The sequence below is a fragment of the Protaetiibacter mangrovi genome, assembly GCF_024752305.1.
Lineage (GTDB): Bacteria > Actinomycetota > Actinomycetes > Actinomycetales > Microbacteriaceae > Homoserinibacter > Homoserinibacter mangrovi.
Map to the genome: position 1 here is coordinate 12515 of NZ_JANTHX010000001.1, position 22615 is coordinate 35129.

The 22615-nt window shown below is 71.9% G+C and carries 18 protein-coding genes; 4 read left to right on the forward strand and 14 right to left on the reverse strand.

The features are described 5' to 3' along the window. Positions 1-12: 12 nt before the first annotated feature. The 12 genes from murC to NUH29_RS00120 form a co-directional block, all read right to left on the reverse strand. Complete coding sequence (murC, locus tag NUH29_RS00065; RefSeq protein WP_258796823.1) at positions 13-1410, reverse strand: UDP-N-acetylmuramate--L-alanine ligase; 1398 nt, start codon at positions 1408-1410, stop codon at positions 13-15. Between the two features lie 10 nt (positions 1411-1420). Continuing rightward, entirely contained in the window at positions 1421-2533 is a 1113-nt protein-coding gene (locus tag NUH29_RS00070; RefSeq protein WP_258796824.1) for a UDP-N-acetylglucosamine--N-acetylmuramyl-(pentapeptide) pyrophosphoryl-undecaprenol N-acetylglucosamine transferase, read from the reverse strand. After that, entirely contained in the window at positions 2530-3795 is a 1266-nt protein-coding gene (gene ftsW / locus NUH29_RS00075; protein WP_258796825.1) for a putative lipid II flippase FtsW, read from the reverse strand. The genes NUH29_RS00070 and ftsW overlap by 4 nt, the downstream gene beginning before the upstream one ends. Beyond that, entirely contained in the window at positions 3743-5305 is a 1563-nt protein-coding gene (murD, locus tag NUH29_RS00080) for a UDP-N-acetylmuramoyl-L-alanine--D-glutamate ligase (protein ID WP_258796826.1), read from the reverse strand. Before murD ends, ftsW begins: the two co-directional genes overlap by 53 nt. After that, positions 5290-6402, reverse strand: coding sequence for a phospho-N-acetylmuramoyl-pentapeptide-transferase (gene mraY, locus NUH29_RS00085; protein ID WP_258796827.1), 1113 nt, complete (start codon positions 6400-6402; stop codon positions 5290-5292). Before mraY ends, murD begins: the two co-directional genes overlap by 16 nt. After that, positions 6399-7814 (reverse strand): UDP-N-acetylmuramoyl-tripeptide--D-alanyl-D-alanine ligase, encoded by a 1416-nt coding sequence (locus NUH29_RS00090; RefSeq protein ID WP_258796828.1) that lies wholly within the window; start codon positions 7812-7814, stop codon positions 6399-6401. Before NUH29_RS00090 ends, mraY begins: the two co-directional genes overlap by 4 nt. Beyond that, positions 7811-9373 carry a Mur ligase family protein gene (locus tag NUH29_RS00095; RefSeq protein WP_258796829.1) on the reverse strand — a complete coding sequence of 521 codons (1563 nt, stop codon included), beginning with the start codon at positions 9371-9373 and terminating at the stop codon, positions 7811-7813. The genes NUH29_RS00090 and NUH29_RS00095 overlap by 4 nt, the downstream gene beginning before the upstream one ends. A gap of 58 nt (positions 9374-9431) precedes the next feature. Further along, positions 9432-11207, reverse strand: a complete 1776-nt coding sequence (locus NUH29_RS00100) for a peptidoglycan D,D-transpeptidase FtsI family protein (protein ID WP_258796830.1) — start codon at positions 11205-11207, stop codon at positions 9432-9434. 13 nt (positions 11208-11220) lie between these two features. Then, positions 11221-11823 carry a cell division protein FtsL gene (ftsL, locus tag NUH29_RS00105; protein WP_258796831.1) on the reverse strand — a complete coding sequence of 201 codons (603 nt, stop codon included), beginning with the start codon at positions 11821-11823 and terminating at the stop codon, positions 11221-11223. Beyond that, the gene (gene rsmH / locus NUH29_RS00110; RefSeq protein ID WP_258796832.1) at positions 11820-12767 is read right to left on the reverse strand and encodes a 16S rRNA (cytosine(1402)-N(4))-methyltransferase RsmH; all 948 of its coding nucleotides are present in this window, start codon (positions 12765-12767) and stop codon (positions 11820-11822) included. The genes ftsL and rsmH overlap by 4 nt, the downstream gene beginning before the upstream one ends. 101 nt (positions 12768-12868) lie before the next feature. After that, positions 12869-13300 (reverse strand): division/cell wall cluster transcriptional repressor MraZ, encoded by a 432-nt coding sequence (gene mraZ / locus NUH29_RS00115; RefSeq protein WP_258796833.1) that lies wholly within the window; start codon positions 13298-13300, stop codon positions 12869-12871. 247 nt (positions 13301-13547) lie between these two features. Further along, positions 13548-13844: a DUF3040 domain-containing protein gene (locus tag NUH29_RS00120; RefSeq protein ID WP_258796834.1), complete on the reverse strand. Its 297-nt coding sequence runs from the start codon at positions 13842-13844 to the stop codon at positions 13548-13550. An 85-nt stretch (positions 13845-13929) separates the two neighbouring features. Between NUH29_RS00120 and NUH29_RS00125 the strand changes: the two genes are divergently transcribed. Together NUH29_RS00125 and helR are read left to right on the forward strand one after the other, a co-directional pair. Continuing rightward, entirely contained in the window at positions 13930-15060 is a 1131-nt protein-coding gene (locus NUH29_RS00125) for a polyprenyl synthetase family protein (RefSeq protein WP_258796835.1), read from the forward strand. A 124-nt stretch (positions 15061-15184) separates the two neighbouring features. Next, on the forward strand, positions 15185-17317 hold the full coding sequence (helR, locus tag NUH29_RS00130) for an RNA polymerase recycling motor ATPase HelR (RefSeq protein WP_258796836.1): 2133 nt from the start codon (positions 15185-15187) through the stop codon (positions 17315-17317). Here the strand turns inward: helR and NUH29_RS00135 are convergent. After that, the gene (locus tag NUH29_RS00135; protein ID WP_373317411.1) at positions 17314-17652 is read right to left on the reverse strand and encodes an Rv2175c family DNA-binding protein; all 339 of its coding nucleotides are present in this window, start codon (positions 17650-17652) and stop codon (positions 17314-17316) included. The genes helR and NUH29_RS00135 overlap by 4 nt on opposite strands. Positions 17653-17940: 288 nt before the next feature. On the opposite strand from NUH29_RS00135, the gene NUH29_RS00140 reads away from it, so the two are divergent. Both NUH29_RS00140 and pknB read left to right on the forward strand, forming a co-directional pair. Further along, positions 17941-19155 carry a LysM peptidoglycan-binding domain-containing protein gene (locus tag NUH29_RS00140; RefSeq protein WP_444544368.1) on the forward strand — a complete coding sequence of 405 codons (1215 nt, stop codon included), beginning with the start codon at positions 17941-17943 and terminating at the stop codon, positions 19153-19155. Positions 19156-19229: 74 nt separating this feature from the next. Next, positions 19230-21164 carry a Stk1 family PASTA domain-containing Ser/Thr kinase gene (gene pknB, locus NUH29_RS00145; protein ID WP_258796838.1) on the forward strand — a complete coding sequence of 645 codons (1935 nt, stop codon included), beginning with the start codon at positions 19230-19232 and terminating at the stop codon, positions 21162-21164. A gap of 18 nt (positions 21165-21182) precedes the next feature. Here the strand turns inward: pknB and NUH29_RS00150 are convergent, their stop codons facing one another. Next, a complete protein-coding gene (locus tag NUH29_RS00150) occupies positions 21183-22553 on the reverse strand; it encodes a class II 3-deoxy-7-phosphoheptulonate synthase (RefSeq protein ID WP_373317412.1) in 1371 nt (456 codons plus the stop codon). Positions 22554-22615: the final 62 nt, after the last annotated feature.

Here is a 22615-nt window from a genome sequence, read left to right on the forward strand (position 1 = left end):
CGCGCCGTCCGCTCACGTGCGCTCCGATCCCAGAGCCTCGATCACCTGCGGGATGATGCGGTACACGTCGCCGCAGCTGAGGGTCATCACCAGGTCGCCGTCGCGGGCGATCTCGGCGACGCGGTCGGCGGCGGCCTGCCAGTCGGGCAGGAAGTCGACGTGCGAGGGATCCGCGAAGCGCTCGGCGACGAGCGCGCCCGTGACGCCGGGCTCCGGATCCTCGCGGGCGCCGTACACGTCGAGCACGACCGTGTGGTCGGCGAGCTCCTCGTACACGGCGGCGAACTCGCCCGCCATCATCCGCGTGCGGCTGTAGAGGTGCGGCTGGTGGATGGCGATCACGCGCCCGGATCCCACGACCGAGCGCGCCGTGGCGAGCGCGGCGGCGACCTCGGTCGGATGGTGGGCGTAGTCGTCGAAGACGCGCACACCGCGCACCTCGCCGTGGAGCTCGAAGCGGCGCCCCGTGCCGGCGAACGCCTCGAGGCCGCGCACCACGGCCTCCGGATCGTGGCCCATGGCGACGAGCACGGCGAACGCGCCCGCGGCGTTGACGGCGTTGTGGGCGCCCGGGACGGCCAGCTGCACGGGGAGCTCGCGACCCTCGTAGCCGAGGGTGAACGACACCGGGCCGTCGGCGACGACGTCGAGCACGCGCACCTCCGCGTGCTCGGCGTGGCCGAAGGTCACGACCCGCTTGTCGACGAGGCGCCGGGTGACCGCGAGGGTGCCGGGGTCGTCGCTCGACGCGACCACGAACTCGCGCGCCTCCTGGGCGAAGCGCACGAAGGCGTCCTCGAAGGCCTGCTGCGTGCCGTAGTGGTCGAGGTGGTCGGCGTCGACGTTCGTGATGAGCGCGATCGCGGTGTCGTACAGCAGGAAGGAACCGTCGGACTCGTCGGCCTCCACCACGAAGAGCTCGTCGGCTCCGTAGGCCGAACTGCGCCCGTACCCGGCGATGACCCCGCCGTTGACGAAGCCCGGGTCGGCGCCCAGCTCGCGCAGCGCCGTCACGATCATGCCGGTCGAGGTGGTCTTGCCGTGCGCGCCGGCGACCGACACGAGCCGGTGACCCCGGATCAGCCAGTTGAGGGCGAGCGAGCGATGGAGCACGGGGATGCCCGACTCGATCGCCCGCCGGTACTCGGGGTTGTCCTGCCAGAGGGCGCCCGTCACCACGACCGTGTCGGCGTCGCCGACGTTGGCCGCGTCGTGGCCGATCGCGATCTCCGCACCTGCCGCGCGGAGCTCCGCGACCGCGTCCGTATCCCGCAGGTCCGAGCCGGTCACCCGGTGGCCGGCCTCCAGCAGCAGGCGGGCGATCCCGCTCATGCCGGAACCGCCGATGCCGACGAAGTGCACGGCGCCGAGCTGCTCGGGGAGCTCCTGGTCGAGGTCGGGCTTGATCATCCTGTCAACGCTACCCGTCCGCCGCGGGGGTCGCCGACGCGGCGCCCGGGGTCGAGGCGACCGCCTCTTGCACCATGTCGACCAGTCGATCCGCGCCGTCGCGGCGCCCCGTCTCGGCGATGCGCGCGGCCATGTCGGCGAGCAGCGCCGGATCCTCGAGCAGCCGCGGCAGCCGGTCCCGGACCCATGACGCGTCGAAATCGGCGTCGGGGACCAGCAGCGCTCCCCCCGCGTCGACCGCCTCGCGCGCGTTGAGCGCCTGCTCGCCGTTGCCGACGGCGTAGGGCACGAACACCGCCGGGATGCCGAGCGCGGCGAGCTCGCTCACGGTCGCGGATCCCGCGCGGCAGAGCGCCAGGTCGGCGGCCGCCAGCGCGAGATCCATCCGGTCGCAGTACCGGAGGATCCGGTACCCGACGAGCCCGGGATCCTCGACGGGCGAGCGCTCGCCCGTGATGTGCAGCACCTGCCACCCCGCGCCGAGGATGGTCGCGACGGACTGCGAGACCCCCTCGTTGAGCCGGCGGGCGCCGAGCGATCCGCCGGTGACGAGCAGCGTCGGCCGCCCGGGCACGAGTCCGAACTCGTCGGCCGCGTCCGGGCGCGCGGCGAAGCGGTCGAGCGTCTCGATCTCGCGCCAGAGCGGCAGGCCGACCACGCGGGCGTGGCGCAGCCGCGTGCCCGCGAACACCGTCGCCACGTGCCTGGTGAACCGCGCCCCGTAGCGGTTGGCGATCCCGGGGCGGGCGTTCGCCTCGTGGATGACGAGCGGGAGCCCCTCGCGGTGCGCCGCCGCGTACGCCGGAGCCGCCGCGTAGCCCCCGAAGCCGACGACGGCTTCGACTCCGCGATCCCGCAGGATGCCGCGGGTGCGCTCGACGCTCTCCCGCCAGCGCCCGGGGAACCGCAGAGCGTCGCCGTTCGGGCGGCGCGGGAACGGCAGCCGGGGCACCGTCACCAGCTCGTAGCCGCGCTGCGGCACGAGCCGGGCCTCGAGGCCCTCGGCGGTGCCGAGCACGAGCACCTCGGCATCCGGGTCGCGTTCGCGCAGGCGGTCGGCGGTGGCGAGCAGGGGGTTCACGTGACCGGCGGTCCCGCCGCCGGCCATGAGGTAGACGGTCACCTCGGGAGCCCCTGGTGCTGCCGGGCCGCCCGCGGATCGCGGCGCGCGAACGAGAGCACGACGCCGACGGCCACGAGGGTCGTCACGAGGGAGGAGCCGCCGGCGGAGATGAAGGGCAGCGGCACGCCGAGCACCGGGAGCAGCCCGAGCACCACCGCGATGTTGACGAGCGCCTGCCCGATGATCCACACCATGGCGACGCTCGTCGCGAGGCGCGCGAAGGGGTCGACCTGGCGGCGGATGATGCGCACGAAGCAGATCGCCAGCACCACGAAGAGCGCGACGACGAGCAGCGCGCCCACGAGGCCGAGCTCCTCGCCGATCACCGCGAAGATGAAGTCGGTCTCGGCTTCCGGCAGCCAGTTCCACTTCGACTCGGAGTTGCCGAGCCCGACGCCGAACACGCCGCCGCTCGCGAGGGCCTGCCAGCCGTGCAGCGTCTGATAGCAGTACTTGCCGATGAGGGCGGGGTCGCCGTCGGTGCATCCCGTGAGCCACGCGTCGATGCGGTCGCTGCGCGAGGTGCTGAGCCGGATCGCCGCGAAGGCGAGCACGGCGAGCACGGCCGTCACCGTGCCCATGATGCGCAGCCGCACCCCCGCGAAGAACATCGCCCCGAGCACCATGGCGGTCAGGATGATGACGGTGCCGAGGTCGTTGCCGAGCATGACGAGCAGCAGCGCACCGCCCGCGACCGGCACCAGCGGCAGCGCCACCTGCTTCCAGTCGCTCGAGCGCCAGTCGTTGATGACCGGGGTCTTGCGGGTCACGATGAGGGCGAGCCACACCACGAAGCCGAGCTTGATGAACTCGGAGGGCTGGAAGGTGAATCCGGCGATCGTGAGCCAGTTGTTGTTGTAGGCGCCCTGGCCGGTGCCGATCACGAACACGAGCGCCTGCAGCACGAGCGCGCCGATCACGGCGTGCCAGGCCCAGCGCTTCCAGAAGACCATGGGCGCGCGCGAGGCGATGAGCATGAGCGGCACACCGATGACGGCGAGGATCGCCTGCCTGCTGGTGCGGGCGAAGAAGTCGCCGTCCGACACCCACGACTCGATCGACGACGACGAGAGCACCATCACGAGACCGAAGACCACGAGGAAGAGCGTCGTGCCGAGCAGGAGGAAGTACTCGGGCGTCTCGGCGGCGAAGATCCTGCGGACCGCGACGACGGCGGTGGGTGCGCGACGCGACCCGTCGTCGGCCGGGTCAGGCGGGGTCGCTCCCGGACGCGGACGGGCCGGCGGCCTGGTCGTCGTCATCGGCCCCGCCTCCCAGGTGCTCGCGCACCGCCTCGGCGAACCGTCTTCCGCGGTCCGCGTAGTCCGTGAACTGATCCATCGACGCCGCCGCCGGGGCGAGCAGCACCACGTCGCCGGGTTCGGCGACGGATGCGGCCGCGCGCACCGCGGCGGACATCACCCCCTCAGTCTCCGATCCGTCGACCTCGAGCACCGGGACGCCGGGCGCGTGTCGTTCGAACGCGGAGCGCAGGGCGTCGCGGTCGACCCCGATGAGCACGGCGGCTCTCAGGCGTCCGGCGTGGCGCTCGACGAGCGGTGCGGGGTCGACGCCCTTCAGCAGGCCGCCCGCGATCCACACGACGCTCGACGAGGCCCGCAGCGAGGCGTCGGCGGCGTGGGCGTTCGTCGCCTTCGAGTCGTCGATCCACACCACCCCGGATGCGGTCGCCACGACCTCGGTGCGGTGGGCGTCCATCCGGAAGCTGCGCAGCGCCTCCCGGATGCGCGCCGGCTCGACCCCCGCGGCACGCGCGAGGGCGGAGGCGGCGAGCACGTTCTGCACGGAGTGCGGCGCGCCGAGACCCGCCTCGTGCAGCTCGTCGAGGGTCGTCAGCTCGAGCGCGTGGCTGTGGCGCTCCTCCAGGAAGGCCCGGTCGACGAGGATGCCCTCGATCACGCCGAGATCGCTGCGACCCGGCACCCCGAGGCCGAAGCCGATGGCGCGGCAGCCCTCCTGGACCTCCGCATCCTCGACGAGGTGCATGGTGGCCTCGTCGGCGATGTTGTAGACGCACGCGACGCGGGTGTTCTCGTACACCCGTCCCTTCGCCGCGACGTAGCCCTCGCGGGAGCCGTGCCAGTCGAGGTGGTCGTCGGCGATGTTGAGGCAGACGCTCGCGAGGGGCGCGAGCCCGCCGCCGTCGTTCCGGTGGCTCCAGTGCAGCTGGTAGCTCGAGAGCTCCACCACGAGCACGTCGAAGCCGGCCGGATCGCGCACCGCGTCGAGCACGGGGATGCCGATGTTGCCCGCGGGGGCGGCGCGCAGCCCGCCCGCGACGAGCATGTGCGCCGTCAGCTGCGTCGTCGTGGTCTTGCCGTTCGTGCCGGTCACCAGGATCCAGTCGGCCGGGGTGCCGTCCGTACGGACGACCTTGTCGCGCAGCCGCCAGGCCAGTTCGATGTCGCCCCAGATCGGGATGCCCGCCTGCTCGGCCCAGAGCAGCAGCGGGTGGTCGGGGTGGTACCCCGGCGAGACGACCAGCAGTTGCGGACCGAACGCGAGCAGCTCCTCCGGGACCCCCGCGTCGTCCGAGTGCTCGAGGAACCGCGACCCGATGACGTTGAGCAGCTGCCGGTGCTCGTCGCTCCCCCGCGCCGCGACGACGAGCGTCTCGGCGCCGAGCTCCTGGAGGGTGTCGGCGACCGCGAACCCCGTGACGCCGAGGCCCAGCACCGCGACACGGAGACCGGACCAGTCGGCACGCCAGCTGGTGAGCTCCTCCAGGTGCGCGCTCAGCGGATCTGCCATTCGAGGTAGAAGACGCCGACGCCCGCCGCGACGAACAGCGCGGCGATGAGCCAGAACCGCACGACGACCGTGATCTCCGCCCATCCCTTGAGTTCGAAGTGATGGTGCAGCGGGCTCATGAGGAAGATGCGCCTGCCCGCGCCGAACCTCCACTTGGTGAGCTTGAAGTACGCGCGCTGCAGGATGACCGATCCGGTGGTGATGATGAACAGGCCGCCGATGAGCACGAGCAGGAGCTCGGTGCGGCTCAGGATCGCCAGGGCCGCGAGGGCGCCGCCGAGGGCCAGGGAGCCCGTGTCTCCCATGAACAGCTGGGCGGGCGAGGTGTTCCACCAGAGGAAGCCGACGAGGCTGCCGGTGATCGCGGCGGCGACCACGGCGAGGTCGAGAGGATCGCGCACCTCGTAGCACTTGTAGAGGTTGTCGGGATCGATGTTGACGTTGAAGCAGGACTGGTTCGCCTGCCAGAAGCCGATGAAGATGTAGGCCGAGATCGCGAAGATCGCGGCGCCGCTCGCGAGGCCGTCGAGGCCGTCGGCGACGTTCACGCCGTTCGACGCCGACACGGTGACGAGGTTCACCCAGAGCAGGAACAGGACGACGCCGATGATGGGCCCGAAAGTGAACAGGTCCAGCCACGGGATGTCGCGCACCCACGAGATCGCGGTCGACGCGGGGGTCAGATCGTTCTCGTCGGGGAAGTTCAGCGCGAGCACGCCGAACACCGTGGCGACGATCACCTGACCCGCGATCTTCGACCATCCGCCGAGACCGAGGCTGCGCTGCTTGCGGGTCTTCAGGAAGTCGTCGACGAAGCCCACGAGACCGAGCCCGACCATCATCCCGATGACGAGCATGGCGACCATCGTCCACGGCACCTCGTTGATGATGTGTCCGGTGAGGTAGCCGACGACGGTGCCGAGGATGAAGACGATCCCGCCCATGGTGGGCGTGCCGCGCTTGGTGTGATGGCTCTGCGGCCCGTCGTCGCGGATGAACTGCCCCCAGCCGAGCCGGTTGAAGAGGCGGATCCAGAGCGGCGTGGTCAGCAGCGTGAAGGCGAGCGAGACGCCCGCGGCGATGAGCAGGGCGATCACGGGTTCTCCCCCGCCCCCGCGAGCCGGTCGCCGAGGAACCGCAGGCCCGCCGACTTCGACGACTTCACGAGCACGATGTCGCCCGGACGAAGTTGCTCACGCAGCACATCGTAGGCGGCGTCGATGTCGGCCACGAGCACCGACTCCCCGTCCCACGAGCCCTCGAGTCCGGCGGCGGCGTGGATGTGCCGGGCCGCGTCGCCCACGACGACGAGCTGCCGGATGTCGAGGCGCACCGCCAGCCGGCCGATCCGGTCGTGCTCCTCCTGCGCGTAGGGGCCGAGCTCCGCCATCTCGCCGAGGACCGCGACAGTACGCCGGCCGCCGTCGCGTCCGAGCTGGGCGAGGGTCTTGAGGGCCGCGGCGGTCGAGTCGGGGCTCGCGTTGTAGGCGTCGTTGATGACGACCACGTCGTCGTCGCGGCGGAACAGCTCCATGCGCCAGCGCTCGGCGCGCGGCACCTCGGCCAGCGCCGCGACGGCGCGGTCGAGGTCGATCCCGAGCTCCCGCGCGACGGTCAGCGCCGCCAGGGCGTTCATGACGTGGTGCTCGCCCAGGATGCGCAGGGCGACGGGCCGCCGGACCCCATCCGCCTCGAGCGTGAACCGGGTGCCGTCGACACCGGTCGCGACGTCGAGCGCGCGCACCTCGGCCGCGCCCGACAGGCCGAACCCCACCACGCGCGCTGCCGTGCGCCGCGCCATCCGCGCCACGCGCTGGTCGTCGACGTTGAGCACCGCCACCGCCGACGACGGCAGATCGGTCACCATCTCGGACTTCGCCGCCTCGGTCGCGTCGATGCCGCCGAACTCGCCGGCGTGCGCGAGCCCGACCTTCAGCACGACGCCGATGTCGGGCCGGGCGATGGTCACGAGCCGGGCGATCTCGCCCGCTCCGCTCGCGCCCATCTCGACGATGAGGTAGCGCGTGTCGGCGTCGATGCGGAGCATCGAGATCGGGGCCCCGACCTGGTTGTTGAAGGAGCCCTCGGGTGCCACGGTCGGCCCCTCGGCGGCCAGGACCGCGCGCAGCAGGTTCTTGGTGGTGGTCTTGCCGTTCGAGCCCGTGATGCCGACGACTCGCAGCGCGCCGAGCGCGTGCACCCGGGCGACGACCTCGCGTGCAAGCGCGGCGAGGGCGTCCAAGCCGTCGGCGACGACGAGCTGCGGAACCGGGACACCGAGGTCCTCACGGCAGATCACGAGCGCGGCGCCCGCCTCGGCGGCCGCAGGGGCGAAGAGGTGCCCGTCGGTCACCTCTCCCGGCAGCGCCACGAAGACCGAACCGGGCCCGACGAGGCGGGAGTCGGTCTCCACGGAGCCCGCGACGACCGTCTCGGGCCCGATCCCGTCGGGGAGCAGCAGGCGACCGTCGAGGAGCTCCGCGAGCTCCCCGAGCTGCAGCGGGATCATGCCCAGCCCGCCTCGCGCAGAGCGGCACGCGCCTCCTCGCGGGCGGAGTACGGCGTGCGCACCCCCCGGATGTCGCGGTAGTCCTGGTGCCCCGGTCCCGCCCAGAGGATCGAGTCGCCCTCCTTCGCGAGCCCGACGGCGACGCGGATGGCCTGCTCGGGCGGGCTGACCTCGTGGATCTCCGGCTGGTGCTCGGCGAGCGCCGCGCCCTCGAGCAGCGTCTTGCGGATCGACACCGGGTCCTCGAAGCGCGGGTGGTGGTCGGTGATCACGAGGATGTCGCACCCCTCGGCCGCGACCCGCGCCATGTCGTGGCGCTTCGTCGCGTCGCGGTCCCCGTCCGCCCCGAAGACCATGATCGTGCGGCCGGGGGTGAACTTGCGCACCGCCGCCAGGGTGTTCTGGAAGGCGTCCGGGCTGTGGCCGAAGTCGACGTAGACGCTCGGGCCGCGCTCGCCGGACACGCGCTCCGTGCGCCCCGGAAGGTATGCCTGGATGCCGCCGCCCGCCTCGAGCGCGGCGCCGATGGCCTCGAGCTCGAACCCCGCCTCGACGAGCATGACGATCGCGAGAGCCGCGTTGGCGGCCATGTGCCACCCGATGAGCGGCTCGCGGGTGACGAGCTCGCGGCCGTCCGGTCCCGTGAGACGGAACTCGGTGTAGGCCGCCGTCTCGTCGAGCACCTCGACCGTCCACTCGGCGGCCTCGACGTCCTCCGGGGTCGCGTGCCCGACGGTGGCGATCGTGGTGACCGGGATGCGCGACGCGTCGACCACCCGGCGCCCGTACGGCGAGTCGAGGCAGACGACGCCGCGGCGGGCGTGCTCGGGCTCGAACAGCGGCAGCTTCGCCCGGAAGTACTCCTCCATGTCGGCGTAGTCGTCGAGGTGGTCGTGGCTCAGGTTGGTGAAGCCGGCCACGTCGAAGACGATGCCGTCCACCCGGTGCCGGGAGAGCGCCTGCGCGCTGACCTCGACGGCGACGGCGCGGACGCCTGCCTCGCGCATCCGCGCCAGCAGCGCGTGCATCTCGCTGGCCTCCGGCGTGGTGAGGAGGCTCACCACGGAGAGCTCGCCGATGTGTCGCTCCGCGGTGGTGGACAGTCCCGTGACGAGTCCCAGCTGCCGCAGCACTCCCTCGAGCAGGTAGCTCGTGGAGGTCTTGCCGTTGGTGCCGGTGGTTCCGAAGAGGAGGGGCGGTTCGTCGTCGGTGCGGTAGACCCACGCCGACAGCTCGCCGAGCGCGGCACGCGGCGACGGGACGAGCACGATCGGGAGCCCGCTGCCGGCGGCGAGCTCGGCGCCCGCCTCGTCGGTGAGGATCGCGACGGCTCCGCCCTCGGCGGCCTGGTTCGCGAAGCTCGCCCCGTGCGCCTTGAGCCCCGGGACGCCCACGAACAGGTCGCCGGGGTGCAGGTCGTTCGTCGAGAGCGTCACCCCCGTCACCTCGACGCCGTCGAGGTCGCCGCGGTGCTCCAGACCGAATTCCTGGACGAGCGTGGCCAGCGGGCGCGGGGTGGGATGCTCGGGGCGGAGGATCGGAGGGATCCGTGAGCTCACGCTGCGTGGCCTCCTCTGTCTCTGGTCGTCCTCCGGGCTCCTCGCGCGGGGGCGGTTCTCACCACTCGAGCGGGTTGGCCGGGGCGGGCTCCGTCGACGGTGTGACGCGGAAGGTCTTGATGACCTGCTTCACGATCGCGTTGAAGGTGGGCGCCGCGGCGGCGGATGTCTTCATCGTAACCGGCTTCGCGAAGGTCACGACAACCGCGTACTGCGGGTGGTCGATCGGGAACACGCCGGCCATCGAGACGATCCGGTCGGAGCCGTAGCCGTTGCCGTCCGCCACCTCCGCGGTGCCGGACTTGGCGGCGATCCGGTAGCCGGGAACCGCCAGCACGCTCGCCAGGTGGTACTGGGTCGTCACACCCTCCATCATGAGGAGGGTCTGCTGCGCGGCGGTCGCCGACACCACCCGGGAGCCCTGCGGATCGGGCACGTCCGTGTAGCTGCCGTCGGCCTGCTCGCATCCGTCGACGAGGGTGAGCGGAACCCGCACCCCGCCGTTCCCGAGGGTCTGGTACATGCTCGCGAGCTGCGCGCTCGTCGCGGTCATGCCCTGGCCGAACTGCTGCGTGATCGAGGTGATCGAGTCGCTCTGCGAGACGGAGCGCACGAGGCCGTCGTCCTCACCGAGGAAGTCGGCGCCGGAGGTCTCGCTGCCGAAGCCGAACTTCTTCAGGTAGGCGATGCGCTCGTCGAGCGGCAGGAGCTGCGACATCTCGGCGATGCCGATGTTCGAGGAGTTCACGAGGATGCCGGCCGTCGTGTAGTGGAGCTCGCCGTGCCCCACCGAGTCCCGGATGGTGAAGCCGACCCCGGGGATGGTGTAGCCGGAGGGCACCACGAACTGGGTGGTCGGGGTGAGCGCGCCCGCGTCGAGGAGCGAGGCGACGGTCGCCGGCTTGATGATCGATCCGGGCTCGAACGGGGCGGTGAAGCTGCGCGCACCCGAGTCCTCGGCCGAGACCGAGTCGAGGTCGTTGGGATCGACGGAGGGCCAGTCGGCCGCCGCGCGGATCTTGCCCGTGCCGATCTCCACCACCATCGCGGTCGCCCACTCGGCGCCGATCGCCGAGCCCTGCTCGGCGAGGGCCTGCTGGGCGAACCACTGCAGGTCGGCGTCGATGGTGAGATGCACCGTGCCGCCGTCCTTGGCGGGCTGCTCGACGACCTCGGACCCGGGCATGCGGACGCCGTCCTCGCTGACGGCGTACCCGGTCTCGCCGTTCTCCGAGGCGAGGCACTGCTCCCACTGCACCTCGGTACCCGACAGCGGTCCGTCGGTGCCCATGAGGCCGACCAGGTTGCCGGCGATGGCGCCGTTCGGATAGCTGCGCGCCGGCTGCGGCTCGGAGTACACCCACGGGATGTGCAGCGCCGTGACGGCCTGGAAGACGTCGAGCTTGACCGACTTCACGAGGTAGGCGAACTTCGAGGTCGGATCCTCGGTCAGCGCCGTCGTCAACTGCGCGGGGTCGGCACCGGTCAGACCGGCGATCTCCTGCACGGCATCCGAGAAGCTCACATGGGTGCGGGTCTTCTTACCGTCGACCTCCTCCACGCGGTCGAAGCCGGCGAGGTCGACGAGATCCGGTGCCGCGGTGATGTTGAAGCGGTCGACGCTCGTCGCGAGCACGGTGCCGTTCTCGTCGACGATGCTGCCGCGCGTGCCCCACACGGTGTCCGTGCGGTAGTTGGTCCCCGCGGCGGTCTTCAGCTCGTCGGCGCGCACCACCTGGATGTCGAAGAGCCGGATCGAGAAGACGACCACGATCGCGAAGACGGCGATCACCGCGACCGCGAGCCGGCGGCGGGTCCTGCGTGCCTCGATCACCGTTCTCCCCCGGTCAGCGTGTCGTCGGCGACGGTAGCGTCCCGGTCCCGCCCTGGACCGGAGCGACACCCGATTGGGCGGTCGTCGTCGTGGGGGTGGCGTCGAGCGTCGTGCCGTGCTCGGCGGCCTGGGCGGCCGCGATGGCCGCCGGGTCGAGGAGGTTGCTGCCGTCGCCGAGCAGCGCGTTGCCGATGAGGTTGCCGCCGGCGCCGACGATCTGCCCCTTGGGCGCGCCCGCCGTGCCGAGCGCCTGCCCCGTGGCGACGTCGAGGAACACCGGGTTGCCGCTCGAGGCCATGCCGAGGGCGGTGGCGTTGTCGATGAGGCTCTGGGTCGAGCTCAGCTGCTCGAGCCGCTCCTGCGCCGCGTGCTGTTCGCGGGTGAGGTCGCGGTTGTCGCGCTGCAGGCTCGTGATCCGATAGGCGCCGTCCGCGAGCACGATGCTCATCAGCAGCTGGGCGAGGAGGATGACGACGATGCCGCCGACCGCGACGAGCGCCGCGTAGATCCGCGGGCGCGCGCGCTTCTGGGCGCGTGTCGGCGCGATGTCGAGGTGCCGCTGCGGCGCCTGCTCGGGCGCCCTCCGCGGAAGCCGGACGGCGGTGGCGGTGCTCATGCGGCCTCCCGGATCCGCTCGGCGGCACGCAGCCGCACGGGGGTGGCGCGCGGGTTGCGCGCCCGCTCCTCGTCGTCGGCGAGCTCGGCGCCGCGGGTGAGGAGCGACAGCTCGGGGCGGTGCTCCGGAAGCTCGACCGGCAGCCCGCGGGGCGCCGTCGAAGTGGAGCGCGCCTGGAACTCGCGCTTGACGATGCGGTCCTCGAGCGACTGGTAGGACATGACGACGATCCGCCCCCCGACCTCGAGCGCGTCGATCGCGGCGGGGATCGCCGCCTCGAGCACGGCGAGCTCCTGGTTGACCTCGATCCGCAGCGCCTGGAACACGCGCTTGGACTGGTGGCCCGCCCGGCGGGCGGCCGCGGGCGTCGCCGCGTCGATGATCGCGACGAGGCGTGCCGAGGTCTCGATCGGGGCCTTCCGGCGTTCCTCGACGATGCGCCGCGCGTAGCGGGGGGCCAGCTTCTCGTCGCCGTACTCCCAGAAGATGCGACGCAGCGCGGCTTCGTCGTATTCGGAGATGATGCGGGCGGCGGTGAGCTCGGCCGTGTCGTCCATCCGCATGTCGAGCGGCGCGTCCTGCGAGTAGGAGAACCCCCGCTCGGCCTCGTCGAGCTGCATCGAGGAGACGCCGAGGTCGAAGAGGATGCCGGCGGCCCGCGCGATCCCGAGCTGCGCGAGCGCCTCGGGCAGCCGGTCGTAGACGGTGTGCACGAGGTGGATGCGGTCGGCGAACGGCGCGAGCCGCTCGCCGGCGAGGGCGAGCGCGTGGCGGTCGCGGTCGAGACCCACGAGCTGGATGCGGTCGAAGCGACGCAGCAGCGCCTCGGAGTGGCCCCCGAGGCCGAGGGTGGCGTCGACGACGACGGCGCCCGGGGCGGTCAGCGACGGGGCGAGCAGCTCGATGCAGCGCTCGAGCAGGACGGGGACGTGGAGCTCGTTCATGGTGGTTCGGGATCGAGCCCCCGGATCCGATCCCCATCCGGCGCTCCCTGACACCGGGGAAGGTGCGTCAGGAAACGCGGCTGAGGGTCGCATCCGAGGGATCAGAACAGGCCCGCGATCACCTCCTCGTCGGTGTCGGCGAAGTCGGACTCGGTCGCCTCGTAGTACGCGTTCCACGCGGAGGTGGACCAGATCTCGGCGCGGTTGCCCGTTCCGATGACGGTGAGTTCGCGATCGAGCCCCGCGTACTCGCGCAGCATCGGCGGGATGGTGACGCGGTGCTGCTTGTCGGGCACCTCCTGGGAGGCGCCGCTCAGCAGCAGTCGCAGGAAGTCGCGGCCCTTCTTGCCGGTCACGGGCGCCTGCCGGGCGCGCTCGTGCAGGTCCTCGAACTCCCGCTGGCTGAACACGTAGATGCAGCGTTCCTGGCCGCGGGTCATCACGATGCCGCCGGCGAAGTCGTCCATGAACTTCGCCGGGAGGATGATGCGCCCCTTCTCGTCGAGCTTGGGGACGAACGTGCCGAGCAGCATGTCTCCCCCTTCGCTCCGGCCAGGTCCAGGTATTGCTCCACTTTACTCCACACTCCACCACCGAACAAGCATTTCTGGCTTCTGAAACACGAAAGCCGCCTGAACTGCCCTGTTTTTACAGGGAGTCAGGCGGTGGAGGGAGGTGGAGGGTTCTGGCGCGACGGGGAGCGATCCGGCTCGATTCCGGACATGCGAAAGGCCGGCCCGAAGGCCGGCCTGTCAGCGCGGGGAGATCAGCGGATGCGTGTCAGCGCCGGGGACGCGGGCTCGACGGGACCGTGAACCGCAGCGGCGGGGCGACGACGAGCACCACGCCCGCGAACATCGCGGCGAAACCGAGCACGCCGACGAGCGGCTGCCGCACGACGACACCGGTCAGCAGCAGACCGAGCCCGATCAGGATGCCCACGGCGGCGAGCACGATCGCGGTGCCGTTCGCTCGACCCCGGCGCGCACCGACCGTCGTGACGTCCTCCGCCTCGCTGTGGTAGAGGTTGCGCTCCATCTCGTCGAGGAGGCGCTGCTCCTGTTCCGAAAGCGGCATCTCGAGCTCCTTCAGGCATCCGGCGCCCGCGGGTGTCGCCGGTGAAGTCGATTGTAGGCGTCTGCGGCCTGGCTAGGCTAGGCGCGTGGCTGAGAGTACGCGGTTAGTCGACCGGGTGGCAGCTCGGATCGACGACGCGCTCGACACCCGGGAGACCGTGCTGGCCGCGATCTCGCCCGACCTCGCGCCCCTCGTCAGGCAGTCGAGGGAGCTCCTCGCCGGCGGCAAGCGGTTCCGTGCGCTGTTCTGCTACTGGGGCTGGCAGTCGGTCGCCGCGATCGCGCACGATGCCGACGGTCTCGCCGAGCTCGAGGGGGCCGACCTCGAACGCGAACTCCCGGCGGTGGTCTCCGTGGCGGCCGCGCTCGAGCTGTTCCACGCGGCCGCCCTGGTCCACGACGACATCATGGACCGCTCCGACCTGCGTCGCGGACGCCTCTCGGCGCACCGCGCGTTCGAGCGGCTGCACCGCGACGCGGAGTGGGACGGCGACGCCGCCACCTTCGGCACCTCCACCGCACTGCTGCTCGGCGACCTGCTGCTCGGGTGGAGCGACGAGCTCTTCGAGGAGGGGCTCGCCCTCCTCGCCGACCGCGAGGCCGCCCAGGCGGCGCGCGCCGAGTTCTTCCGCATGCGCACCGAGGTCACCGTCGGGCAGTACCTCGACGTGCTGGAGGAGGACTCCTGGCGCTCGCGCCCCGACAACGAGGCGCTCCCCCGCGCCCACCGGGTGATCGTGTACAAGTCGGCGAAGTACAGCGTCGAGGCGCCCCTCGCGATCGGCGGGGCCCTCGCCGGCGGCTCGCTCGCCCAGCTCGCCGCGCTGCGCGAGTTCGGGCTGCCGCTCGGGGTGGCCTTCCAGTTGCGCGACGACATGCTCGGCGTCTTCGGCGATCCGGAGGTCACGGGGAAGCCCTCCGGCGACGACCTGCGCGAGGGCAAGCGCACCGTGCTCGTGGGACTCGCCCGCCAGAAGATGCCCCCCACCGCCGTGCGCGTCCTCGACGAGCTCCTCGGCGATCCGGGTCTCGACGACGCGCAGGTGCGGATGCTGCAGAACACCATGCGCGACAGCGGCGCGGCCGACCAGGTCGAGCGGATCATCGCCCACAACGTGCGGGTGGCACGGGAGGCGCTGGCCGACGCGCCGCTCAGCGGCTCGGCCCGCGCGGAGCTCGCGCAGCTCGCCGATCGCGTCACCCGCCGGGATTCGTGACGGACACGACCCCCGTTCCGCCATCTCCAGGATACCTCCCGAGCCTCCACGGGAGCCCGGTGAAAAGCTCCGCCATCCGTGTGACGATGGCAGGCCGACCCCGCGACCACACACCGGAGCACCCGTGACCACCGCATTCGACCTCCCCGACCGCCTCCGCGCGAAGGCGGACCCGGCCCTCGTGGCCGACGACGAGCGACGCTTCGCGGCCATCGCGGCGGCCGTCGCACGGCAGACGGCGGAGCTCGAGCAGCGTCTCGCCGAGGCGAGGCTCCGCGTCGGCGACAACAACCAGGAGGTGCTGGAGCGCGATCTCGAGGTGCACGAGCTGGCCGCGCGCCTGCGGTTGCTGCGCCGGTTCGGGCTGGACGTCTGCCTCGGCCGCATGGTCGCGGCAGACGGATCGGAACCCGTGTACGTGGGACGGCTCAGCCTCGCGGACGCCGACGGCACCCGCCTGCTCGTCGACTGGCGGGCTCCGGCGGCGGAGCCGTTCTTCGCCGCGACCCACGCCGACCCGATGGGTCTCGCGAGTCGGCGCCGCTACCGCTGGACGCGCGGCCGGGTGACGGACTACTGGGACGAGGTGTTCACGGCCGACGCCCTCGAGCACCACGCGGCCCTCGACGACCAGTCGGCCTTCATCGCGAGCCTCGGCGCCAGCCGCTCGCCGCAGATGCGCGACGTGCTCGCGACCATCCAGGCCGACCAGGACGCCATCATCCGCGCCTCGTCGCGCGGACCGCTCGTGGTCGACGGGGGTCCCGGCACCGGCAAGACGGTCGTCGCGCTGCATCGCACCGCCTACCTGCTCTACGCCGACCCGCGGCTCGGGCACCGGCGAGGCGGTGTGCTCTTCGTCGGCCCGCACGAGCCGTACCTCTCCTACGTCGCGGACGTGCTCCCGAGCCTCGGCGAGGAGGGGGTGCAGACCTGCACCGTGCGCGACCTGGTGCCCGAGGGGGCGACGGCCGCGGACGAGGTCGACCCCGAGACGGCCCGGCTCAAGCAGGATGCGCGACTGCTCGAGGCGGTCGAGAACGCCGTGCGCGGCTACGAGCACCGCCCCGTGGACGACCTCGCCGTGCAGACGCCCTGGGGCGTCGCGGTGCTCGGCCCGCAGGAGTGGGCGGAGGCGTTCGACGCCGCCGAGCCGGACGTGTCGCACAACGCCGCGCGGGCGCAGGTCTGGGAGACCCTCCTCGAGATCCTGGCCGACCAGTTCGACCCCGAGACCGCCCCGGCCCGCCTGCTGCGCCGCGCCCTCGCCCAGAACGGCGAGCTGACGAGCCGGTTCTCCCGCGCCTGGCCGCTGCTCGATCCGGCCGGCGTGGTGGCCGATCTGTGGACCGTGCCCGCCTACCTCCGGCTCTGCGCCCCCTGGCTCGACGACGCGCAGCTGCGCGCGCTCACGCGGGTCGACGGCCGCGCGTGGACCACGGCCGACCTGCCGTTCCTCGACGCCGCGCGTCAGCGGATCGGGGATCCGGAGATCGCCCGGGTGGCTCGTCGCCGCGCCGCGGCCCTCGCATCCGAGAAGGAGGTGCGCGATCGGGTGATCGAGGAGCTGCTCGCCGGCGAGGACGACTACGAGGGCGAGGTGCAGGCGCTGCGACAGGAACCGTTCGCCGAGCGCCTGATCGACGAGGACGCGCTGCCGTCGCTGCGCCCGGACGAGCTCGCCGGCCCCTACGCGCACCTCGTCGTCGACGAGGCGCAGGAGCTCACCGACGCCGAGTGGACGATGCTGCTGCGGCGGGTGCCGTCGCGCAGCCTCACGATCGTCGGCGATCGCGCGCAGGCCCGACACGGATTCCGCGACAGCTGGGAGGCGCGCCTGTCGCGTGTCGGTCTCCACGACGTGCGGATCGCGACCCTCACCGTGAACTACCGCACGCCCGAAGAGGTGATGGCCGAGGCCGAGCCGGTCATCCGCGCCGTGATCCCGGACGCGAACGTGCCGGTCGCGATCCGCCGCAGCGGCATCCCGGTGGTGCACCTGCCGCGCTCCGAGCGCGACGCGGTCGTCGACCGCTGGCTCGCCGACCACGACGAAGGCATCGCCTGCGTCATCGGCGATCCGGACTTCGAACCGCGACCGCGCGTCCGCTCGCTCAGCCCCGCGCTCGCGAAGGGCCTCGAGTTCGACCTCGTCGTGCTCGTGGACCCCGAGGGCTGGGGCGACGGGACGGAGGCCTCGGTCGACCGCTACGTCGCCATGACCCGTGCGACGCGGGAACTCGTGATCCTGAGCTAGAACGCGAGCGCCTGGGCGACCCGTCGCACCTCGGCCTTGCGCCCGGCCCGCAGCGCGGCGATAGGACTGACTCCGAGGCTGTCGTCGACGCCGGTGAGCCAGTGCATGGCCTCCTCGTCGCTGTAGCCGGAGTCGGCGAGCAGCATGAGCGTGCCGCGCAGCTCGTGCAGCGGCTCGCCGTCCTTGAGGAAGTCGGCCGGCACCCGCAGCACGCCGTCGACCCGGATCGCGAGGAGGTGCCGGTCCTCGATCAGCCGATGCACCTTGCTGGGCGAGATGCCGAGCAGTTCGACGAGGTCGGGCATGCTGAGCCACCCGGCGGCGGGATCTGTCACGTCTCTAGCGTGCACGACCGGCACCTCCGAACCGCAGTCGCGAAATGTTACGAACATGTGAACTCAAATAACACCAGTCACGGTAATTGACACTGTTAAACATCTGTGACACGTTATCCCGGAACCGGTGATGCCCCCGGGGCCGGAGGGGAAGGCAGGACGGCGATGCAGCAGGAGCAGCAGACGGGTGATCTCGCCCGTGCGGTGTTCGCAGGGCTCACGCCCACTCAGGTGATCCCCGCGCGCCCGGTGCGCGACGCCGGCACCTCGTCGGCGCTGACCAAGAGCATGATGGCGACCATGCCCCTCGTGCTCGCGGGGACGCTCGCCGTCACGGGTGCCGTCGCCCCCGTGAACGCCTCCCCGTCCGTCGAGCGCAAGCCCGAGAAGCCCAAGACCAGTTTCGGCAGCACCGTGCGCGCGGTGGTGTCGGCCGCATCGACCGCGACGGCGTCCGCCGCCCAGACCGCCGCGCCCTCCACCTACACCGTCAAGGCCGGCGACACCGTCTCGTCGATCGCGGGGCGCTACGGCCTGGCGACCGCGAGCGTGCTCGCCCTCAACGGCCTCGGCTGGAAGTCGCTCATCTTCCCCGGCCAGGTGCTCAAGCTCACCGGCGGCGCCGTCGCCCCCAGCACCGGCACCTCGACGAACGCCACCACGGGCGGCCGCTACACGATCCAGAAGGGCGACACGATCAGCAGGATCGCGGCGAGGTTCGGCGTCTCGACCCAGGCTGTGTTGACCGCGAACGGCCTCGGCTGGTCGAGCATCATCTACCCCGGCCAGACCATCGCGATCCCCGGCACCGTCCTCGCCGCCGACAACGTCTCGTCGGTCACCCCGATCACGCCCGCGCCGACGGCGTCGGCGCCGGAACCGACCACGCCCGTGGTGTCGGCACCCGCGCCCGTGCTGAACACGAGCTACCTCATCAAGTCGGGCGACACGCTCTCGTCGATCGCGCGGACGTTCGGCGTCAGCATCCAGGCCCTGCTCGACGCGAACGGCCTCGGCTGGTCGAGCATCATCTACGCGGGGCGCACTCTCACGATCCCCGGGGTCAACGTCGTCCAGGACGGCTCCACCGTCACGCCCCTCACCGCCGAGATGGCCGCGAACGCGTCGATCATCATCCAGGTCGGACGCGAGCTCGGCGTCCCCGACCGCGGCATCGTGATCGCCCTCGCCGCCGCCATGCAGGAGTCGAGCCTGCGCAACATCGACTACGGCGACCGCGACTCGCTCGGGCTCTTCCAGCAGCGTCCGAGCACCGGCTGGGGCACGCCGGATCAGATCCTCAACGCCTCGCACGCCGCCCGGCTGTTCTACGGGGGGCCGTCGAACCCGAACAAGGGCAAGACGCGGGGCCTGCTCGACATCGCCGGCTGGCAGTCGATGAGCCTCACCCAGGCTGCCCAGGCCGTGCAGATCTCCGCCTACCCGAACGCCTACGCCAAGTGGGAGACGAGCGCGACCTCGTGGCTGGCGCAACTGGGCTGACCGAGCCGCTCGCGACGGTTCCCGAGGCCGCGTGGCGGCCCGGGGGCGACGACGCGCTCTCCTACACTCGAAAGGTGACCACGAGCACCACCGATCCCCTGATCGGCCGCCTCATCGACGGGCGGTACCAGGTGCGCTCGCGCATCGCCCGGGGCGGCATGGCGACGGTGTACCTCGCGACGGACCTGCGGCTCGAGCGCCGGGTCGCGGTGAAGGTCATGCACGGGCACCTGGCCGACGACAGCCAGTTCAAGCAGCGCTTCATCCAGGAGGCGCGCTCCGCCGCGCGGCTCGCGCACCCGAACGTCGTCAACGTCTTCGACCAGGGACAGGACGAGGACTCCGCCTACCTCGTGATGGAGTACCTGCCCGGCATCACCCTGCGCGACCTGCTGCAGGAGCACGGCGCGCTCACCTCGGAGCAGACCATCGACATCGCCGAGTCCGTCCTCGCCGGGCTCGCCGCCGCGCACAAGGCGGGGATCGTGCACCGCGACCTCAAGCCCGAGAACGTGCTGCTGGCCGACGACGGCCGCATCAAGATCGGCGACTTCGGGCTCGCGCGCGCCGCATCCGCCAACACCGCGACGGGCGCCGCGCTGCTCGGCACGATCGCCTACCTCTCCCCCGAGCTCGTCACGCGCGGCATCGCGGATGCCCGCAGCGACATCTACGCGGTCGGCATCATGATGTACGAGATGCTCACCGGCGAGCAGCCGTACAAGGGCGAGCAGCCGATGCAGATCGCCTACCAGCACGCCAACGACTCGGTGCCGCCGCCCTCGAACGCGAATGCGCGGGTGCCGGCCGAGCTCGACGAGCTCGTGCTGTGGGCGACGGCGCGCGACCCGGAGGAGCGCCCGCGCGACGCCCGTGTGATGCTCGAGCAGCTGCGCGAGACGGAGACGCTGCTGCACACCGCGCTGCCCACGGCGGCGACCGCGGTGCAGAAGACGATGGTGCTCCCGTCCGCCCGCCAGAACACGGCCGAGACCCAGGTGCTCGGCGCGCGCGGCGCGGTGGCCACGACCCAGGAGACCGCCCCCGTCAGCCCCAACGCCGGCCGACTCCGCGCCAAGGGCGACAGCCGGCGACGGCGCGGCTGGCTCGTGTTCGTGCTCGTGCTGGTGCTCGCGATCGCGGCGGGAGGCACCGGCTGGTGGTTCGGGCCGGGCCCGGGCGGCCACGTGACGATCCCCGAGTCGATCAAGGGGCTCTCCCCCGAGGCCGCCACCGCGGAACTGCGGGCCCTCGACCTCGAGGTCGCCGACAGCACCGAGGTGTTCAGCGTCGACGTGGCGCAGGGACTCGTCGCCGACACCGACCCGCCCCTCGGATCGAGCATCCGGAAGGGCACGCCCGTCGTCCTCCAGGTCTCCAAGGGCCCGAAGCCCACCTCGATCGGTCCGCTCGCCGGGCAGACGCTCTCGGCCGCCGAGGACGCCGTCGACGCCGCGAACCTCGTGCGGGACGACGACGTCGAGTACGTGTTCAGCGACCAGCCCGAGGACGTCGTGCTGAGCGCCGCTGTGGGCGAGACCGACATCTCCCAGGGCAGCACGGCGCTGCTCGAGGGGCAGAAGGTCGACCTCGTCGTGTCCGCGGGTGCGCTCCCCGACATCGCGGGCCTCAGCATCGAGGACGCCACCGCGAAGCTGACGGCCGCCGGGCTGCAGGTGGATCCCTCCGAGCAGCGCAACTACAACGACGACGTCCCGAAGGACGCCGTCATCGGCATCGTCGACCGGGGCGCCGTGCACCCCGACGACACGGTGATCCTCGACGTCTCCGACGGCCCGCAGCCCATCCCGGTTCCCGACATCGTCGGCCGCACCTGGTACGAGGCGAAGAAGATGCTCACCGAGGCGGGCCTCGGCTTCGAGTACTGGAACCTCAAGAGCCAGCTCCTCGGCGACGGGGCGCCGAGCGACGCCGTCGTCGAGGCGATCGACCCCGACGCGGGCGCCGAGCTCCACAAGGGCGACAAGGTGCGCGTGCGGCTCAGCTGAGCCGTGCGCCGCGCGGACTCAGCGCGCCGAGAGCTCCTCGGCGACGAGGAACGCGAGCTCCAGCGACTGCATGTGGTTCAGGCGCGGGTCGCACAGCGACTCGTACTTCGTGGCGAGGGTCGCCTCGTCGATCATCTCGGACCCGCCCAGGCACTCGGTCACGTCGTCGCCCGTGAGCTCGACGTGGATGCCACCGGGGTGCGTGCCGGCCGCCCGGTGCGCCTCGAAGAAGCCGCGCACCTCGTCGACCACGTCGTCGAAGCGCCGCGTCTTGTAGCCGGTCGGCGTCGTGATGCCGTTGCCGTGCATCGGGTCGGTGACCCACAGCGGCGTCGCCTCCATCTTCCGGATCGCCTCCAGCAGCGGCGGCAGGGCGTCGCGGATCCTCCCCGCGCCCATCCGGGTGATGAAGGTGAGGCGGCCCGGCTCGCGCTCGGGGTCGAGCTTGTCGATCAGCCGCTCCATCGTGGCGACATCGGTCGTCGGACCGAGCTTGATGCCGATGGGGTTGCGGATGCGCGAGAAGTAGTCGATGTGCGCGCCGTCGAGGTCGCGGGTGCGCTCCCCGACCCACAGGAAGTGGGCCGAGGTGTTCACGGGCGTGCCGTTGCGCGAGTCGATGCGGGTCATCGGCCGCTCGTAGTCCATGAGCAGGCCCTCGTGCGAGGTGTAGAACTCGACGCGCTTCAGCTCGTCGAAGTCGGCGCCCGCCGCCTCCATGAAGCGCACGGCGCGGTCGATCTCCTTCGCCAGGCCTTCGTAGCGCTGGTTCGCCGGGTTCTGCGCGAAGCCCTTGTTCCAGGAGTGCACCTGGCGCAGGTCGGCGAATCCGCCCTGGGTGAAGGCGCGGATGAGGTTCAGCGTCGACGCGGCGGTGTGGTAGCCCTGCACGAGCCGCTTCGGGTCGGCCTGCCGGGACTCGGGCGTGAAGTCGTAGCCGTTGACGATGTCGCCGCGGTAGGCGGGCAGGGTGACGTCTCCGCGCGTCTCGAAGTCGCTCGAGCGGGGCTTGGCGAACTGGCCCGCCATCCGGCCCATCTTCACGATCGGCATCGAGGCGCCGTAGGTGAGCACCACGGCCATCTGCAGGATGGTCTTGACCCGGTTGCGGATCTGCTCGGCCGTGGCGCCGGCGAAGGTCTCGGCGCAGTCCCCGCCCTGCAGCAGGAACGACTCGCCGCGCGCGGCGCGTGCCAGGCGGTCGCGCAGGATGTCGATCTCTCCGGCGAAGACGAGCGGCGGCAGGCCGGCGATCTCGGCGGAGGCCGCGGCCACCGCCTCCGGGTCGGACCACTCCGGCTGCTGCTTGATCGGCAGCTCCCGCCAATAGTCGAGACCGGCGATCACGGCGGGATCTGCCTGCACGACGGGCTCGGTCGGGTCTACCACGGGAGGTTCCTCTGGTTCGGGGTGATCGGATGCGGGGCGACTGCCCAGCAGTCGAGCCTATC

What these genes read in the sequence shown, in the direction of transcription:
- ftsL (WP_258796831.1), bottom strand. Translation starts at nt 11,823, where the DNA reads ATGAGCACCGCCACCGCCGTCCGGCTTCCGCGGAGGGCGCCCGAGCAG.
- rsmH (WP_258796832.1), bottom strand. Translation starts at nt 12,767, where the DNA reads ATGAACGAGCTCCACGTCCCCGTCCTGCTCGAGCGCTGCATCGAGCTG.
- NUH29_RS00140 (WP_444544368.1), top strand. Translation starts at nt 17,941, where the DNA reads ATGATGGCGACCATGCCCCTCGTGCTCGCGGGGACGCTCGCCGTCACG.
- murC (WP_258796823.1), bottom strand. Translation starts at nt 1,410, where the DNA reads ATGATCAAGCCCGACCTCGACCAGGAGCTCCCCGAGCAGCTCGGCGCC.
- mraZ (WP_258796833.1), bottom strand. Translation starts at nt 13,300, where the DNA reads ATGCTGCTCGGCACGTTCGTCCCCAAGCTCGACGAGAAGGGGCGCATC.
- NUH29_RS00090 (WP_258796828.1), bottom strand. Translation starts at nt 7,814, where the DNA reads ATGATCCCGCTGCAGCTCGGGGAGCTCGCGGAGCTCCTCGACGGTCGC.
- murD (WP_258796826.1), bottom strand. Translation starts at nt 5,305, where the DNA reads ATGGCAGATCCGCTGAGCGCGCACCTGGAGGAGCTCACCAGCTGGCGT.
- NUH29_RS00120 (WP_258796834.1), bottom strand. Translation starts at nt 13,844, where the DNA reads ATGCCGCTTTCGGAACAGGAGCAGCGCCTCCTCGACGAGATGGAGCGC.
- ftsW (WP_258796825.1), bottom strand. Translation starts at nt 3,795, where the DNA reads ATGACGACGACCAGGCCGCCGGCCCGTCCGCGTCCGGGAGCGACCCCG.